The sequence below is a fragment of the Acinetobacter johnsonii genome (assembly GCF_048551975.1).
GTDB lineage: Bacteria > Pseudomonadota > Gammaproteobacteria > Pseudomonadales > Moraxellaceae > Acinetobacter > Acinetobacter johnsonii_A.
This window is the reverse complement of sequence record NZ_JBIMCF010000010.1, coordinates 39,113-55,403: the sequence shown is the minus strand read 5'-3', so window position 1 is coordinate 55,403 and position 16,291 is coordinate 39,113. Positions and strand designations below refer to the sequence as shown.

General features: G+C 41.5%; 14 protein-coding genes. 7 read left to right on the top strand and 7 right to left on the bottom strand.

The window, feature by feature from the left end:
- Positions 1-449: 449 nt before the first annotated feature.
- The 6 genes from betI (at position 450) to ACG9ZB_RS09780 (ending at position 8,342) form a co-directional block, all read left to right on the top strand.
- Positions 450-1,076, top strand: coding sequence for a transcriptional regulator BetI (gene betI / locus ACG9ZB_RS09805; RefSeq protein ID WP_117008160.1), 627 nt, complete (start codon positions 450-452; stop codon positions 1,074-1,076).
- The gene (gene betB / locus ACG9ZB_RS09800) at positions 1,069-2,541 is read left to right on the top strand and encodes a betaine-aldehyde dehydrogenase (protein ID WP_419325548.1); all 1,473 of its coding nucleotides are present in this window, start codon (positions 1,069-1,071) and stop codon (positions 2,539-2,541) included. Before betI ends, betB begins: the two co-directional genes overlap by 8 nt.
- 120 nt (positions 2,542-2,661) lie before the next feature.
- Positions 2,662-4,326 carry a choline dehydrogenase gene (gene betA, locus ACG9ZB_RS09795; protein WP_419325546.1) on the top strand — a complete coding sequence of 555 codons (1,665 nt, stop codon included), beginning with the start codon at positions 2,662-2,664 and terminating at the stop codon, positions 4,324-4,326.
- A gap of 492 nt (positions 4,327-4,818) precedes the next feature.
- Positions 4,819-6,453: a malate dehydrogenase (quinone) gene (gene mqo / locus ACG9ZB_RS09790; RefSeq protein WP_419325544.1), complete on the top strand. Its 1,635-nt coding sequence runs from the start codon at positions 4,819-4,821 to the stop codon at positions 6,451-6,453.
- 72 nt (positions 6,454-6,525) lie between these two features.
- Positions 6,526-7,800: an MFS transporter gene (locus ACG9ZB_RS09785; protein ID WP_419325543.1), complete on the top strand. Its 1,275-nt coding sequence runs from the start codon at positions 6,526-6,528 to the stop codon at positions 7,798-7,800.
- Positions 7,801-7,856: 56 nt separating this feature from the next.
- Positions 7,857-8,342 (top strand): hypothetical protein, encoded by a 486-nt coding sequence (locus tag ACG9ZB_RS09780; RefSeq protein WP_419325542.1) that lies wholly within the window; start codon positions 7,857-7,859, stop codon positions 8,340-8,342.
- 82 nt (positions 8,343-8,424) lie between these two features.
- Here ACG9ZB_RS09780 and rodA read toward each other — a convergent pair whose 3' ends face one another.
- The 6 genes from rodA to ACG9ZB_RS09750 form a co-directional block, all read right to left on the bottom strand.
- Positions 8,425-9,561: a rod shape-determining protein RodA gene (gene rodA / locus ACG9ZB_RS09775; protein ID WP_005401056.1), complete on the bottom strand. Its 1,137-nt coding sequence runs from the start codon at positions 9,559-9,561 to the stop codon at positions 8,425-8,427.
- 113 nt (positions 9,562-9,674) lie between these two features.
- Positions 9,675-10,394, bottom strand: a complete 720-nt coding sequence (gene ispD, locus ACG9ZB_RS09770; protein ID WP_419325540.1) for a 2-C-methyl-D-erythritol 4-phosphate cytidylyltransferase — start codon at positions 10,392-10,394, stop codon at positions 9,675-9,677.
- Positions 10,354-10,755 carry a septum formation initiator family protein gene (locus ACG9ZB_RS09765; protein ID WP_010326966.1) on the bottom strand — a complete coding sequence of 134 codons (402 nt, stop codon included), beginning with the start codon at positions 10,753-10,755 and terminating at the stop codon, positions 10,354-10,356. The genes ispD and ACG9ZB_RS09765 overlap by 41 nt, the downstream gene beginning before the upstream one ends.
- 7 nt (positions 10,756-10,762) lie before the next feature.
- Positions 10,763-12,052 carry a phosphopyruvate hydratase gene (gene eno / locus ACG9ZB_RS09760; protein ID WP_419325538.1) on the bottom strand — a complete coding sequence of 430 codons (1,290 nt, stop codon included), beginning with the start codon at positions 12,050-12,052 and terminating at the stop codon, positions 10,763-10,765.
- Between the two features lie 60 nt (positions 12,053-12,112).
- Entirely contained in the window at positions 12,113-12,970 is an 858-nt protein-coding gene (gene kdsA, locus ACG9ZB_RS09755) for a 3-deoxy-8-phosphooctulonate synthase (protein WP_005401052.1), read from the bottom strand.
- Positions 12,971-13,001: 31 nt separating this feature from the next.
- The gene (locus ACG9ZB_RS09750) at positions 13,002-14,642 is read right to left on the bottom strand and encodes a CTP synthase (RefSeq protein ID WP_004696627.1); all 1,641 of its coding nucleotides are present in this window, start codon (positions 14,640-14,642) and stop codon (positions 13,002-13,004) included.
- Between the two features lie 226 nt (positions 14,643-14,868).
- On the opposite strand from ACG9ZB_RS09750, the gene ACG9ZB_RS09745 reads away from it, so the two are divergent.
- Positions 14,869-15,270 carry a hypothetical protein gene (locus ACG9ZB_RS09745; protein WP_004696625.1) on the top strand — a complete coding sequence of 134 codons (402 nt, stop codon included), beginning with the start codon at positions 14,869-14,871 and terminating at the stop codon, positions 15,268-15,270.
- Positions 15,271-15,329: 59 nt separating this feature from the next.
- On the opposite strand, the gene ACG9ZB_RS09740 is transcribed toward ACG9ZB_RS09745, so the two are convergent.
- Positions 15,330-16,220, bottom strand: a complete 891-nt coding sequence (locus ACG9ZB_RS09740) for a LysR family transcriptional regulator (RefSeq protein ID WP_205667942.1) — start codon at positions 16,218-16,220, stop codon at positions 15,330-15,332.
- Positions 16,221-16,291: the final 71 nt, after the last annotated feature.

The following is a 16,291-nucleotide window of genomic DNA, read 5'->3' as shown; positions in this document are numbered from 1 at the left end:
TTTATCAGAAATAAAAACGCTATCTTCTTTAAACCCGAAGGTCTAAATCAATTATGAGGTGCATTTTCTACACATTTTTAAAATGTGAGCCACCCTTGTTCATTGATATTTTGATAGGAATCCTACACATATTTCCCCTCAAAATGACTATAAGAGCTTTCTCAACTCAAAAAAAGTATAAAACCGTTAACCTATAGCTCATCAGCTCACTTTTCTGAATGATGTTCTGCAATTAAACCCTTATGTTACATCCTTTTGATAAATAAACAGTTATGTGGAACATTCAAAGCAATTTAGCAGTACTTTGCTTTGAATTTAACCATAAGTGTACTCATTATTGATTGAACGTTCAATCAATAATGAGTATTATAAAAAAATGCTATGATGCTTTCCATGTAAGTTATTGAATCTAACACCTTTAAATTTAAGGCAAATTGTTTTGGATTGTCATGAATAAACGTAGAGTAAAACCTGAGCATGAGCGCCGTGAAGAAATCATTAATGCTGCCTATGCAGTCATTTATGAAGTGGGCTTATCCAATACCACCATTGCTCAAATTGCAAAAAAAGCACAGCTTTCTACGGGCATTGTGAGTCATTATTTTGGTGATAAACAAGGTCTCATACACAGTTGCATGCGCCAAATGCTCAATGTCTTAGCCAAGACCACGGCGAGTTATAAAGTAAAGGTGGCGCAGCCCAGTCCAGAACATTCGCTCAAAGCCATTATTGATGCCAACTTTGACATCAGTCAGGTCAACAACACTGCTATGCGGGTTTGGCTGGATTTTTGGTCTGCCAGTATGCACCTACCCGACTTAGGTCGACTGCAAAGAATTAATGACCAACGTCTTTATTCAAATTTGAAGTTTCATTTCTTGCAGCTCATGCCGAAGTCACAAGCAAGCCAAGCCGCTAAAGGGTTAGCAGCACTGATTGATGGCTTATGGTTACGTGGGAGTTTAAGTGGTCATCAAGCATTTGATCGTGATTTGGCACGTTCTATTGCATACGACTATGTCGATATGCAACTTCGCTTAATTCAACAGATACGGCAGGAACAACAAAATGAATGATGTACAGCTTCACTCGCTTTATATTCACGGACAATATTTCAATGCCACCAGTGGTCAAACCTTTGACAGTATCAATCCTGCTACAGGTCAGGTCATTGCCACTATTCAGCAAGCATCCAAAGCTGATGTCGATGCAGCAGTGCAAAGTGCTGTACAAGGGCAGCGTGAATGGGCTGCCAAAACAGCGGTCGAACGTGCCCGTATTTTACGTCGTGCAGTCGATATTTTACGCGCACGTAATGACGAGTTAGCTCGCCTTGAAACACTCGATACAGGGAAAGCGTTCAGTGAAACCTCTACTGTGGACATTGTCACTGGTGCAGACGTTTTAGAGTACTACGCAGGACTTGCAACTGCCATTCAAGGTGAACAAGTACCACTACGTGAAAGTAGTTTTTTCTACACACGCCGTGAACCTTTAGGTGTAGTGGCAGGGATTGGTGCTTGGAATTATCCAATCCAAATAGCACTTTGGAAATCAGCTCCAGCCCTCGCTGCGGGGAATGCCATGATTTTTAAACCTAGCGAAGTAACCCCTCTTACCGCCTTAAAGTTGGCAGATATCTATACTGAAGCAGGCGTACCTGCTGGTGTTTTCAACGTGGTACAAGGTTTTGGTGCTGAAGTGGGTCAATGGTTGACTGAACACCCCGACATTCAAAAAATTTCGTTCACAGGTGGTGTGGCAACGGGTAAAAAGGTCATGGCCAGTGCTGCGGCTTCTAGTCTCAAAGAAGTCACCATGGAGCTCGGTGGCAAATCACCTCTCATTATTTGTGCAGATGCCAACCTTGATCGCGCAGCCGATATTGCGGTAATGGCGAACTTCTTTAGCTCAGGTCAAGTATGTACCAATGGCACCCGTGTATTTGTACCACAAACCCTCAAGGCTGCATTTGAACAGGCTGTGATTGCACGTGTAAAACGTATCCGCATAGGTGACCCTATGCAGGCTGAAACCAACTTTGGACCTTTAGTCAGCTTTCCGCATATGGAAAAAGTCTTGTCTTATATTGAGTCAGGCAAACAACAAGGTGCGACCTTATTAATTGGTGGACAACGTGGAACTGAAGCAGCACTTGCTCAGGGTGCATATGTTTTACCGACCGTGTTCACCGACTGCCATGATGACATGCACATTGTGCAAGATGAAATCTTTGGTCCGGTCATGAGCATTTTAAGCTATGACAGTATTGAAGAAGCTATTCAACGTGCCAACAACACCAGTTATGGTTTAGCTGCGGGTGTGGTCACACAAGATATTTCCCAAGCTCATCGCATTATTCATCAGCTTGAGGCAGGCATTTGCTGGATCAATACTTGGGGCGAATCCCCTGCTGAAATGCCCGTGGGTGGTTATAAACAGTCAGGGGTCGGACGTGAAAATGGTATCACCACACTGGAACACTATACCCGCATCAAATCGGTTCAGGTTGAACTAGGTGAATACCAAAGTATTTTTTAAAGTCTGAATTTTAACTGTCTAAATCCTTACTTCCTTTTTATTTATTCTTTTTTTCATCCTCAACTCAACATGTGACCACGTTCTAATGCAACGTGGTCCTGCCATAGAAAAAGGATCATTATGCATTCTGAACACTACGATTATATTATTATTGGCGCAGGTTCAGCAGGTAACGTACTGGCTGCTCGTTTAACCGAAGACCCAGATGTTTCCGTGCTCTTACTCGAAGCGGGTGGACCTGATTATCGTCTCGACTTCCGTACCCAGATGCCTGCTGCCTTAGCCTATCCCTTGCAAGGTCGTCGTTATAACTGGGCGTATTTAACCGACCCAGAACCTCATATGAATAACCGCCGCATGGAATGTGGTCGCGGCAAAGGCTTAGGCGGTTCGTCCCTCATTAATGGCATGTGCTATATCCGTGGTAATGCCATGGACTTAGAACAATGGGCTAGCTTGAAAGGCCTTGAAAATTGGAGCTATGCCGACTGTCTGCCTTACTACAAAAAAGCAGAAACCCGTGATATTGGTGGCAATGACTATCATGGCGATGCTGGCCCTGTTTCTGTCGCCACGCCTAAAGCAGACAATAATGTTTTATTCCATGCCATGGTTGAAGCAGGTGTGCAAGCAGGCTATCCACGCACTGATGATTTAAATGGTTATCAACAAGAAGGTTTCGGCCCAATGGATCGAACCGTGACCCCCAAAGGTCGACGCTCAAGCACAGCACGTGGCTATTTAGATATGGCCAAAGGTCGAGCGAATCTAACCATTATCACCCATGCCATGACCAATCAAATTTTGTTCAATGGCAAACAAGCAATTGGTGTTGAATATATTCAAGGTGCTAATCAAAACAACTTGCTTCAGGTCTATGCCAATAAAGAAGTCCTACTCTGTGCTGGAGCGATTGCATCACCGCAAATTTTGCAACGTTCGGGTGTTGGTTCAAGTACTTTACTTCAGTCTCTCGACATTCCAGTGGTGCATGACTTACCGGGTGTCGGTGAAAACCTGCAAGACCATTTAGAAATGTACTTACAATATAAATGTAAGCAACCTGTTTCTCTCTACCCTGCTTTAAAATGGCAAAATCAACCTGCAATTGGTGCAGAGTGGTTGTTTAACGGAACAGGGATTGGAGCAAGCAACCAGTTTGAAGCAGGTGGCTTTATTCGATCCTCCAAAGAGTTTGCTTGGCCAAATCTTCAATACCACTTCTTGCCTGTTGCAATTAACTATAATGGCAGTAATGCCGTCAAAGAGCATGGCTTCCAAGCTCATGTCGGTTCGATGCGCTCACCTTCACGCGGTCGAGTACAGGTGACATCTAAAAACCCTTTCGACCATCCAAGTATTTTATTTAACTACATGTCGACCGAACAAGACTGGCAGGAATTTCGTGACGCTATCCGGATTACTCGTGAAATTATGAACCAACCTGCACTTGATCCTTATCGAGGCGAAGAAATCAGCCCTGGAAAAGATGTGAGTACCGATGCTGAATTAGATGAATTTGTGCGCAATCACGCTGAAACTGCTTATCATCCATCCTGTAGTTGTAAAATGGGCGAAGATGATATGGCGGTAGTCGATGGACAAGGTCGTGTGCATGGCATGCAAAATTTACGTGTTGTTGATGCATCGATTATGCCGCTGATTATCACAGGTAACTTAAATGCAACCACCATTATGATGGCTGAGAAAATCGCGGATCAAATACGTGGTCATCAAGCTTTACCACGTTCAACTGCTCCATTTTACCGCGCCGAAATCGCATAACTCTTAATGGTGTAAAACCTGACCTTTTGTTCAACTTTAGAATAATTAGGTCAGGCAATTATTCATATTTTCTAAAACACCATAATCACAACTTGCTTTATCTTTAGGACTTACTTTCCATGTCAACTTATACATTTAAACGTTAAAAAGATTATGCTCTTGTATAGATATTCAACGTCTGTATTTTAAATACAGAAATTATACCCAAATAAAACTCAATAAAAACAATAGCTAAAAACAAACATCATTCATATTTATAATTCAACCCGAACCATTTACAATAAAAATTACTAAGTCAATACATATTTAGTCTAAAATACCCATAAGTCAAGATGCGTGATAGCTTAAAAAGTTAAGCTTTGGCTACTTGAGATTTTAAGTATTACTTCAATTCTGCCAAGCTAATTTTTTACAAGCACCTCTATCACCATAATTGTTATTTTCTCTTCGCTATAAAGCGATCCAAAACCTGCTCCCCAAGGTCATAATCGCATGAACAAATTTTTAAAATACCTTTTGGTATTAATCGTATTGCTTATTATTGCAGTCGTAATTTTCTTATTTAGACCTATCACGTCTAAAAAAATTCAAACCACCAGCAATGAGCCTGTTGTTGACGCAGTCCTAGTTGGTGGTGGCATCATGAGCGCAACCCTAGGCACATACCTTAGTGAACTTGAGCCAAACTGGCAAATTCGCATGTATGAACGCCTAGATAAAGTTGCACAAGAAAGCTCTAATGGCTTCAACAATGCAGGCACAGGTCACTCTGGCTTTATGGAAATGAACTACACCTCTGAAAAAGATGGGAAAATGGACATTACCAAAGCTGTAAAAGTGGCTGAACAATTTGAAGTTGCAAAACAGTTCTGGTCTTATCAAGTCAAAGAAGGTGTTTTAGGGCAACCAAATAGTTTCATCAACCCTGTACCGCACATTGCTTTCGTTTGGGGCGATAACGTGAATTTCCTCGAAAAACGTTACGCTGCAATGGTTAAAAACCCAATGTTTTATGGCATGAAATTCTCTGAGAATCCTGCTGAAATTAAACAATGGGCACCATTGGTGATGAATGGCCGTGATGCTGCACAAAAAGTAGCTGCAACACGCATGGATGTAGGTTCGGATGTGAACTATGGTTCAATCACCACTCAATTGGTCGATCACCTTAAAAAACAACCTAATTTCCAGTTACAAACATCGACTGAAGTGACTGGCATTAGCCAAAACGATGATAAAACGTGGACTGTTGCATTTAAAAACCTCACTACAGGGAAAACAGATCACGTGAAAACGCGATTTGTCTTTATTGGTGCAGGCGGTGCAGCGGTTAAACTTTTACAAATGACAGGCTTACCAGAAGCGAAGCAATATGCTGGCTTCCCTGTAGGTGGCGTGTTCTTAATGACCGACAATCCAAAAGTCACTGAAGGTCATACTGCAAAAGTTTATGGTCGTGCTGAATTAGGCGCACCGCCAATGTCTGTTCCACATATTGATACACGTTATATCGACGGTAAAAAATATGTGTTGTTTGGTCCATTTGCAACTTATTTAAACAAGTTCTTAAAACAAGGTTCTCAGCTTGATTTATTGAAATCAACCACTAAGAACAACGTTTTACCAATGACCGCTGTAGGTATGGAAAATCTTGATTTGGTGAAATACTTAGTTAGCCAAGTCATGATGACCGATGAAGACCGTTTTAATGAGTTGAAAAAATACTATCCTGATGCAAAACCAGAAGACTGGCGCATGAATCAAGGTGGTCAACGTGTTCAAATCATTAAGAAAGAACCAGGCAAACCTGCAAGCTTGCAATTTGGTACCGAGATTTTTGCATCACAAGATGGTGCTGTGACTGCCCTATTAGGTGCGTCTCCTGGTGCTTCAACTTCCCCTTATATTATGTTGAGCTTGCTTGAAAAAGCATTCCCTCAGCAAGTAGCAGGTAAATGGAATCCGAAATTACATGAAATTGTAAAATCGTACCAACAAGAACTCAGCACTAATCCTGTGCTTCTTGACCAAGTTCGCCAATACACCAGCACAACCCTTGGTTTGAAATATACACCTATGGCTAAAGCTGCAAATGACGAAACTATTGCGGTAGCAAAAGCACAGTAATCTGCTTTAAACCCTAAAAAGGATGGACTTTGCGCCATCCTTTTTTAATTCATATTTGAAACTATTCTGTTTATGTCGCTTTTCCATGCCGATGCTTTTTTGGCTTTTCGTTCACGTGATTTTTCACTTCTGAGTGTCAATCAGTTGTGCTTAATTCTAACCATCATGATTCAAGAAGTCGTCATTGCCTATAGTATCTATCAACTCACTCAAAATCCACTCAGCCTTGGCATGATTGCCTTAATTGAGTTACTCCCCTTTATTTTCCTCTCCCTGATCAGTGGCGACTGGGCTGATCGCTATAACCGACAAAAAATTGTGCAGTGGAGTTTTAGCTGTAGCACTTTAATTCCATTATTATTTATTGTTCTTTTTTCTCAGTACCAACAACAGCACATTCAACAAAATACACTTTTATGCGGCATTTATAGCCTCATCTTTTGCTTAGGCATACTTAGAGGCATCTACAGCCCATCATTTAATTCATTACGCCCTTTTCTAACCCCCGAGTCAGTCTATAGCAATGCAGCCACATGGACCGCGCTCATTTGGCAAATAGGCGGCATTTTAGCGCCTTTATGCGCAGGACTTTTACTCGGCCAACTTGGGCTTGAAAAAACCCTCTTTATTGTTTTTTTCTTGTGTTGCGTGGGTAGCATCTGCTTATTCGGATTAAGTCCTCGTCAATTCCCTAGCCCCCATAAACAGCATTTAAGCAAAAGTTTGAAAGAAGCCTATTTGTTTATTTTTAAACATCCACTAATGTTTTGGAGTATGTTGCTGGATCTCGGCGCCATGCTTTTTTGTAGTGTCATTATCTTACTGCCTATTTTTGCACACGATATCCTGCATCTTGGTGTTGAAGGCTTAGGTATACTCAGAGCTGCACCAGCTATTGGCGCCTGTATCATGATGTTGATGTTGACCTGTTATTCTCCGATGCAAAATGCATGGAGAAACATGCTCTATAGTAGTTTTGCAATTGCTTTGTGTGCTTTAGCCTTTGCACTATCCTCTCATGTTTGGCTCTCAGTCTTCTTCCTTGTTTTAATCGGTGCCTTTGATAGCATCAGCATGGTCATTCGACAAACTTTATTACAGCAACTCCCCCCAAAAGCACTATTAGGGCGTGTAGCGGCTTTAAATGGCATATTAGTCACTTCAGGCAATCAGCTCGGTGCCCTACACATGAGCTTGATGACGCGCTATTTTTCTGTGGTGCCAGCAGTACTTATTGGAGGGACGCTGTGTTTAATAATCTGTGGTCTAAGCTCTACTCGTACGCGACATTTATTCAAGCCATCTCCAACACAACAAAAACATGCCACCGTCACAAGAATCGAATAGCATGTTAAGCTTCAAATCCTCTTTTAATATGATATGAGTTTTCAATAGAGCAAATTATGAAACAGATTCTCCCCTTTTCACACATTCTCTATACCAAACTCTATGCTTTCGTACTATCCGTGTTGTTGGCTTATTGCCTAATCAATGCAATCTATAGTGTGGTTATTGGTGGAAAAAGCGCATACCTTTTCAGTAGTCTGATTTTAATATTTCAAACAATTATTTTTTTTAAAGCATCTGTAAATAAGAAGATCTATAACTACATGGGATTCATTGGACTCATTCTAATTCTGATTTATCTCAATCATTGGACGTTTCTTTCTCAGCATGAAAGTATTGCCATTCTTCCCTCAGTCATACTCACCCTACTTAGCTTAGGCTATTTTTCACAGCAACATTCGCGTTTAAATCTATTGAAAACGGCTTTAATTTTTGGGCTTTTAGTACTGGCCTATACGCAATACTATGACTTGAACACTCTGCAAAACTATTATGACAGCCTACATACAGGCGAAACATGGCAACAATATGGTGCTTTATAAAGCTCAAAAAAAACATTAGAGTTTTCCTCTTATTTTAAGCACAAAAAAGCCAGCAGTATCGCTGGCTTAGTTCTTTTAGACTTTAGCGATGAGTATGAATTGACATCACGATGCCCATGCTCGCCAGCATAGTAATCACCGCGGTTCCGCCATAACTCATCAGTGGCAATGGATCACCTGTTACAGGTAAAATCCCGCTCACCATCCCCGAGTTTAACAATACAAAGAAGAAGAACGTTAAGCCCACAGCACCCGCGTATAAACGCCCAAAATTATGGAAGCTGTTCATACCAATAATCAAACAACGAATGATAATGGCCGCAAACAAACTAAACAGCAAGAACACCCCAATAAAGCCAAACTCTTCCGCATACGTTGACATAATGAAGTCGGTATGGTGCTCAGGCAAATACCCCAAATGTGACTGTGTACCTTCTGTAAAGCCCTTTCCCATTAAACCACCTGAACCAATGGCAATTTTGGATTGGATAATATTCCAACCTGCGCCTAATGCATCTGACTCTGGGTCAAATAAAGTGAGCACTCGCTTTTTTTGGTACTCTTGCAAAAAGAACATCCAAAGTAAGGGAGCGACAACAGCCAACGCACCACAGGCCAAAGCAATGAGCCGCCAAGAGATCCCGCTGAGGAAAATGACACACACACCAGGAATCAAGAGACCTAGGTTTAAGTCAGGCTGTAAAGCTGCCAATAAAAACGGCAGCATCATAATGCCCAACGAAATCACAATATGCATAAACTTAGGCGGGAATGCGCGGCCTGCAAAGTACCATGCCATCATCAAAGGCATGGCAAACTTCATAAACTCAGAAGGCTGCATGCTACCAATACCTGGTAGACTAATCCAACGTCTGGCTCCCATGCGGGTTTCGCCCACCACCAAGACCAATACCATTAAAATCACAGCGAAGATGAAAAAATAAGGACTAATGGCCTGATAGACTTTGGGTGGGATTTGCGCACAGATCATCATCACAATGAAGCCCACAGCAAAGCTCGTGGCTTGGCGAAATACCATGCCCATATCTTGTGCTGACGCACTATAAATAACCAACAATCCCAACACGGCATTTAAAATCAGAAAGCATAAAAGCCATGGATCTAAATGCAATTTAGCCCAGCGAGATGAGTCATGTTTAATGCTTCTACCGTCACGTAAAGACTGACGTAAAAAACGATACTGCTGTGATGGTATCATTTGCGTAAATTGAATGAGCTAAAGACAGGGCAAATTATAAGTTCAAAGTGTTTTAGATAACATCATTCAAACCCATATTTCTGTAGTTTTAGCTCAATAAATCTAAATAATTTTTATTGTGCCGCCAAAATCAGGCGCGCAAGCTCAAGGTCATCTGGATAGGTAATTTTAATATTATCGGAGCGCCCTTGTACGACTTGAACCTTTTCACCAACAAACTCTAAAGCACTGGCTTCATCTGTAATTAAGGCTTGTGCCTCTAGCGCATGTTCAATTGCTTTTTTCAGCACCCCCAGTTTAGCAATCTGTGGGGTTTGTGCCTGCCAAAGCTGTGAACGATCAACGGTTTCTTGAATATCTTGCGCTGAGATCACACGCTTTAAAGTATCTCTAACAGGAATAGCTAAAATCGCCCCTGTATTGGACTGAATAGCCGTACTAACCAGTTTTAATAAACAATCCTGCGTGACACATGGACGTGCTGCATCATGCACAAAGACCCAGTCGTCAGCATCAGCGATTGTAGAAAGATAATTGAGTGCACTGAGCACTGAGTCTACACGCTCAGCACCGCCTTCACAGAAATGTGCTTTTTCTATGTGAGTAAAAGGCAAACTTTGAGCAACATCATCATCTGAACCAATCGCCAAAACATAGCCCTGCAAGGGCAATTGATTAAGGCGTAAAACCGTATGTTCAAGTACGGTCTTTTGTCCAATCATTTGATATTGTTTTAGTTCAGTTTGAGAAAAGCGACTACCCGAGCCAGCAGCAGGAATAATAGCCCACAATTTATGGGGTAGCTGGAGGGGTTTCAGGCTCATCGTCTTCATTGGTTCGCAAATCAATTTGGGCGTTCGGATCAATATAAACAGGCTTATATTGAGTACTGATAGTACTCATTTGAATAAACGTTTCTCGAGGTTTGATTAAACCCAAGTCCAAGCGCGCATGCTCTTCAATGGCTTCAATACCATTCTTCAAATCATACACTTCTGCCGCCAAGACACGATTACGTTCTTTTAAGTCGTTATTAATTTCAGTTTGTTGTTGGATTTTTTGTGTGAGTTGTAAATGGTCTTGATAACCACCCTCACCAAACCAGTATAAATACTGAAACCCTGCGATCAAAATGATCGCAAGGCCTAGTAGTACTTTACTCATCAACGAGTCGAATACATTGAACATTGACATCAGTCGCTTAGTTTAAACCTTTAAACTCAGCTTTACCGCGGTAAGCAGCATTTGTCAATTCTTCAATACGAAGCAATTGGTTGTATTTCGCTACGCGGTCAGAACGGCAAAGTGAACCTGTCTTAATTTGACCAGCAGCAGTACCTACCGCAAGATCCGCAATCGTAGAATCTTCAGTTTCGCCAGAACGGTGTGAAATTACTGTAGAATAACCATTTTCTTTCGCAAGATAGATTGCATCTAAAGTTTCAGTCAACGTACCAATTTGGTTGTATTTAATTAAGATAGAGTTACCTACTTTCTCATTAATACCACGTTGAAGGATTTTCGGGTTTGTAACGAATAAGTCATCACCTACCAATTGGATTTTGTCGCCAAGGATAGATGTCAAGTAAGACCAACCTTCCCAATCCGACTCATCTAAACCGTCTTCAATCGAGATAATTGGATATTGGTTTACAAGACCCGCTAAATAGTCAGAGAACTGGTTGCTTGTGAACGCTTTGTTGCCTTCACCCGCAAGAATGTACTGACCATTTTTGTAAAATTCTGAAGATGCACAGTCAAGCGCAAGCATAATATCAGAACCTGCTTTGTAGCCAGTTTGACCAATCGCTTCAAGAATCACAGTGATTGCTTCTTCATTTGAACGCAAGTTCGGAGCAAAACCTCCCTCATCACCTACAGCAGTGTTTAAACCTTTTTTGTTTAAAACTGATTTTAGGGAATGGAAGATTTCAGCACCCGCACGTAATGCTTCAGAGAATGAGGTGAAGCCTACAGGCTCAATCATAAACTCTTGAATATCAACATTGTTGTCTGCATGCGAACCACCATTGATGATGTTCATCATTGGTACAGGCATACTCAAAGTAGTTTGACCGCGTAAGTCTGCGATGTATTGGAAAAGAGGAATTTTCTTTTCATCAGCAGCAGCACGTGCAGCAGCTAGTGATACCGCTAAAGTTGCATTTGCACCCAATTTTTCTTTGTTTTCAGTACCATCAAGCGCAATCATGGTGTTATCGATGTCTTTTTGTTCAAACACTGATTTACCCACTAGAGCATCACGGATCAAAGTGTTTACGTTATTAACCGCATTTTTAACACCCTTACCCAAATAGCGTGCTTTGTCGCCATCACGAAGTTCTAAAGCTTCACGAGAACCAGTTGAAGCACCAGATGGTGCACATGCACGGCCAACTACGCCAGATGCTAAGATTACGTCTGCTTCGATGGTTGGGTTACCACGAGAGTCCAAAATTTCACGTGCACGGATGTCAACGATTTGGCTCATGAACAATTCCTCAGTTGATTAATAACGAGATGCTTTAGATGGCATCAATGAGTTTATAATTTAGTGTGTATCTAGCTTTTTGAAACCTTTAACCAAGGTGTCTAATTCTTTTAGCTGTGCCAAGAAAGGCTCAAGTTGAGACATACGCAATGCGCATGGTCCATCACACTTGGCTTTTTCTGGGTCAGGATGCGCTTCCAAGAATAAACCTGCTAGACCTGTTGCCATTCCCGCGCGAGCAAGTGTCGTGATTTGCGCACGGCGACCGCCCGCAGAATCTGCACGACCACCCGGAGTTTGAAGCGCATGGGTCACATCAAAGAACACAGGGACATTCATTTCTTTCATGATGTCGAAACCCAACATGTCTACAACCAAATTGTTGTAACCAAATGCCGAACCACGTTCACAAATAATGAGCTTGTCATTCCCTGCCTCTAAACACTTATGCAAAATATGGCGCATTTCATGAGGTGCAAGGAATTGTGCTTTTTTGATGTTAATGATGGCATCCGTTTTGGCCATCGCTTCAACCAAATCCGTCTGACGACTTAGAAAAGCAGGAAGTTGAATAATATCCGCAACTTCTGCTACAGGTGCAGCTTGGTAAGGTTCATGTACATCAGTAATGATGGGTACATTAAAATGTTTTTTAATGTCAGCTAACCACTCAATCCCTTTTTCTAGGCCTGGCCCTCGAAACGAGTTCAAGCTTGAACGATTGGCTTTATCAAAACTGGCTTTAAATACGTAAGGAATCTCCAAACGCTTGCAGATGTCGACATAAGTCTCTGCAATTTCAAAAGCCAAATCTTTAGACTCAAGTACGTTCATGCCGCCGAATAGTACAAATGGCAAGTGGTTTGCCATTTGTATATCGCCTAAACGTACAATTTCTTGTGGTTTTAATTGTGACATTTAAACTTCCTAGTTTATTGCTTAACCCAAATTACTTCGCTTTTTTGTACTGTGCTTTCGCAGCATCAATAAAACTAGCAAATAATGGGTGTCCATCACGTGGTGAACTTGTAAATTCCGGGTGGAATTGTACAGCAATAAACCAAGGATGTTGAGGAATTTCAACTGTTTCTACTAAGTGCTGTACAGGTGAATAGCCCGAAATTTTCATGCCAGCTTCTTCAAGCGCTGGAATAAAACGGTTATTCATCTCATAGCGGTGACGGTGACGTTCAATAATATCTGCTGAACCATACACTTCACGTGTCTTAGTGCCTTCAACCAATTCTGATTTTTGAGCACCCAAACGCATCGTACCACCAAGATCAGAGTCAACATTACGCTGTTGAACTTCACCACGCTCATCTAACCATTCAGTGATTAGACCAATCAATGGAGACTTAGTCGAACGGTTGAATTCAGTCGAACTCGCATCACTAATACCCACGACATTACGTGCATATTCGATCACAGCCAACTGCATACCTAAACAGATACCCAAGAATGGAACACCGTTTTCACGTGCGAATTTAATCGCTTGCATTTTCCCTTCAGTACCACGTTCACCAAAACCGCCCGGCACCAAGATTGCATCCATATCTTTCAATACTTCATTGACATCTTGGCTTTCAAGCTCTTCAGCATTGACATAGTCAATTTGAACTTTAACGCGATTCTGAATACCTGCATGTAAAAGCGCTTCATTCACAGACTTATACGCATCCGGAAGTTCAACATACTTACCCACCATTGCAACACGTACCGTGTATTCAGGGTTTAGTAGTGCTTCTACAACATTGTCCCAATCTGTTAAATCAGCCTCAGGCAAGTCATTGAAACCAAAACGCTCACAGATCAGGTCGTCAACATTTTGTTCATAGAATGTACGCGGAATTTGGTAAATACTGCGCGCATCTTTACACACCACAACTGCACGTGCTTCAACGTTGGTAAATAATGCAATCTTACGCGTCGTATCTGCATCTACATCGTATTCTGTACGGCAGATGAGAATGTCTGGCTGAATACCAATCGACAACAATTCTTTTACCGAGTGCTGAGTTGGTTTAGTTTTCAACTCTGCCGCAGATTTGATATATGGAAGCAAAGTTAAGTGCATAAGCATAGTGCGCTTATGACCTAGTTCAACCATAAGTTGACGTACAGATTCCATGAATGGGAGAGATTCGATGTCACCTACTGTACCGCCAATTTCAACAATCGCAACGTCATAACCTTCGCCTGCGCGAAGTACACGTTCTTTGATGTTGTCTGTAATGTGTGGAATAACTTGAACAGTTCCACCAAGGTAGTCACCACGGCGTTCTTTATTTAAAACGTCTTGGTATACGCGACCAGAAGTAAAGTTATTTAACTTGGTCATTTTCGCACGACGCAAGAAACGTTCGTAATAACCCAAGTCTAAATCGGTTTCTGCACCATCCTCTGTGACAAAAACTTCACCATGTTGGAACGGGCTCATAGTCCCTGGATCGACATTAATGTATGGATCCATTTTTACCATGGTTACTTTTAATCCACGGGCTTCTAAAAGCGCAGCAACTGAAGCAGCTGAAATACCTTTACCTAGTGATGAAACTACACCACCAGTCACGAAAATAAAATGGGTCATTGGGTTTCTCGTACAATCGAGCCTAATTCGGCCTGCAATGTTGCGCAATTTTACTTTACCTTGTACCAATAAAGCAAAGTCAATCCGCATCAATTCATAGAACAATAAACAATTGGATATTCTATCAGCATTTAGCAGATAAAATTAAGCTAAGTTCATAGGATTTTCATCTTGCATTTTGCTGTTATAATGGCACGATCCTTCAAACACTCGATTTTATGTAATTATGAATAAAAAACTTTTAATTTGTGGTGCCATTGCAGCAGGCTTACTATTAACAGCATGTGTAAAGAAAGAAGCACCCAAAGAAGATGAACAAGAACAAGTTGAAGTCGTCACTACAGAGCAACAACAAACTGTTGAACTTCAACCTTTAGCGGCGTCTGAGCCTGAGATTCCAGCACAAGTTGAAGTGATTCGCGAAGAAACGCCGAATACCACCACTGAAATCCGTCGTGAAACGCCAGCACCTGCTCCAGCAGCTCAGCCTGCACCGAAAGCAGAAGCACCAAAAGCTGAAGAAAAACCAACGCAAGCACGTCCAAGTAATACAAACCCAAATACGCAAACTGAAGACGATGCGGTTGCAGCAGCCATTGCAGCAGCGACACCAGCTTTAGAAAACTAAGCATCACTATTTAGATGATTAAAAAAAACCCGATTGATATCGGGTTTTTTATTGCTGATTTATAAGTAGGCTTTTAATTTTTCTGCAAGAAAGTCAATAAATAAGCGAATACGCTTTGGCACATAATTTTGTTGATAGTAGACCGCATGTATTTTCTGCTCTTTGATCTGAATTTGGTCTTCCAACAAAGCAATAAACCGCCCATCTTGAATATCTTGCTCGACCATAAAACGTGACAAACACGCAATCCCTGCCCCTTGCAATGCCAACTGACGAACCGTTTCACCATTTGAGCATTTAATTTTGGCCTGAATAATTAAAGGCTCATCCTCCAACTGAATAGGCCACGTATTTAAATGTGCAGGCTGACTAAAACCAAGCAAAGTATGTGAGCTTAATTCTGCTGCATTTTTAGGTAGACCATGTTTTTGTGCATAAATCGGACTTGCCACAATATATAAACGACTTTTACAAAGCAACTTGGCATGTAAGCTTGAATCCGCCAACTCACCAAACCGAATCGCGACATCGGTTTTATGTTCAAGCAAGTCTATAACCTGATCATGATTGGTAATTTCTATATCAATTTTTGGATAGCGCTGCATAAACTCTTCAATCAGCGGTACTATCACATGCAGCACAAAAGGCGTTGCCGAATCAATCCGAATTAAACCAGATGCCTCAGCATCATTATTTTGCAGACTTTCTTCAGCTTCGGTCAGATCGAGTAAAATTTTACGCGCCTTTGCCAAAAACTGCTGTCCTTCATAGGTCAGCTTGAGCTTCCGTGTCGTTCGTTCCAGCAACGTCACATTCAACTTCGACTCTAAACGTTGCAAGGCACGGCTGACACCCGATGTGGTTTGACCCAACTGCTGCGCAGCTTTGACGATAGAACCACTATCAACAATGCTCACAAAAGCCATTAATTCTTCTATAGTTGATTTCATGCATAATTATTGATTAATAGTCAATAATATTTTGCAAATTACCCAGTTTTTAAGCAAGTCTTTTTTCTACA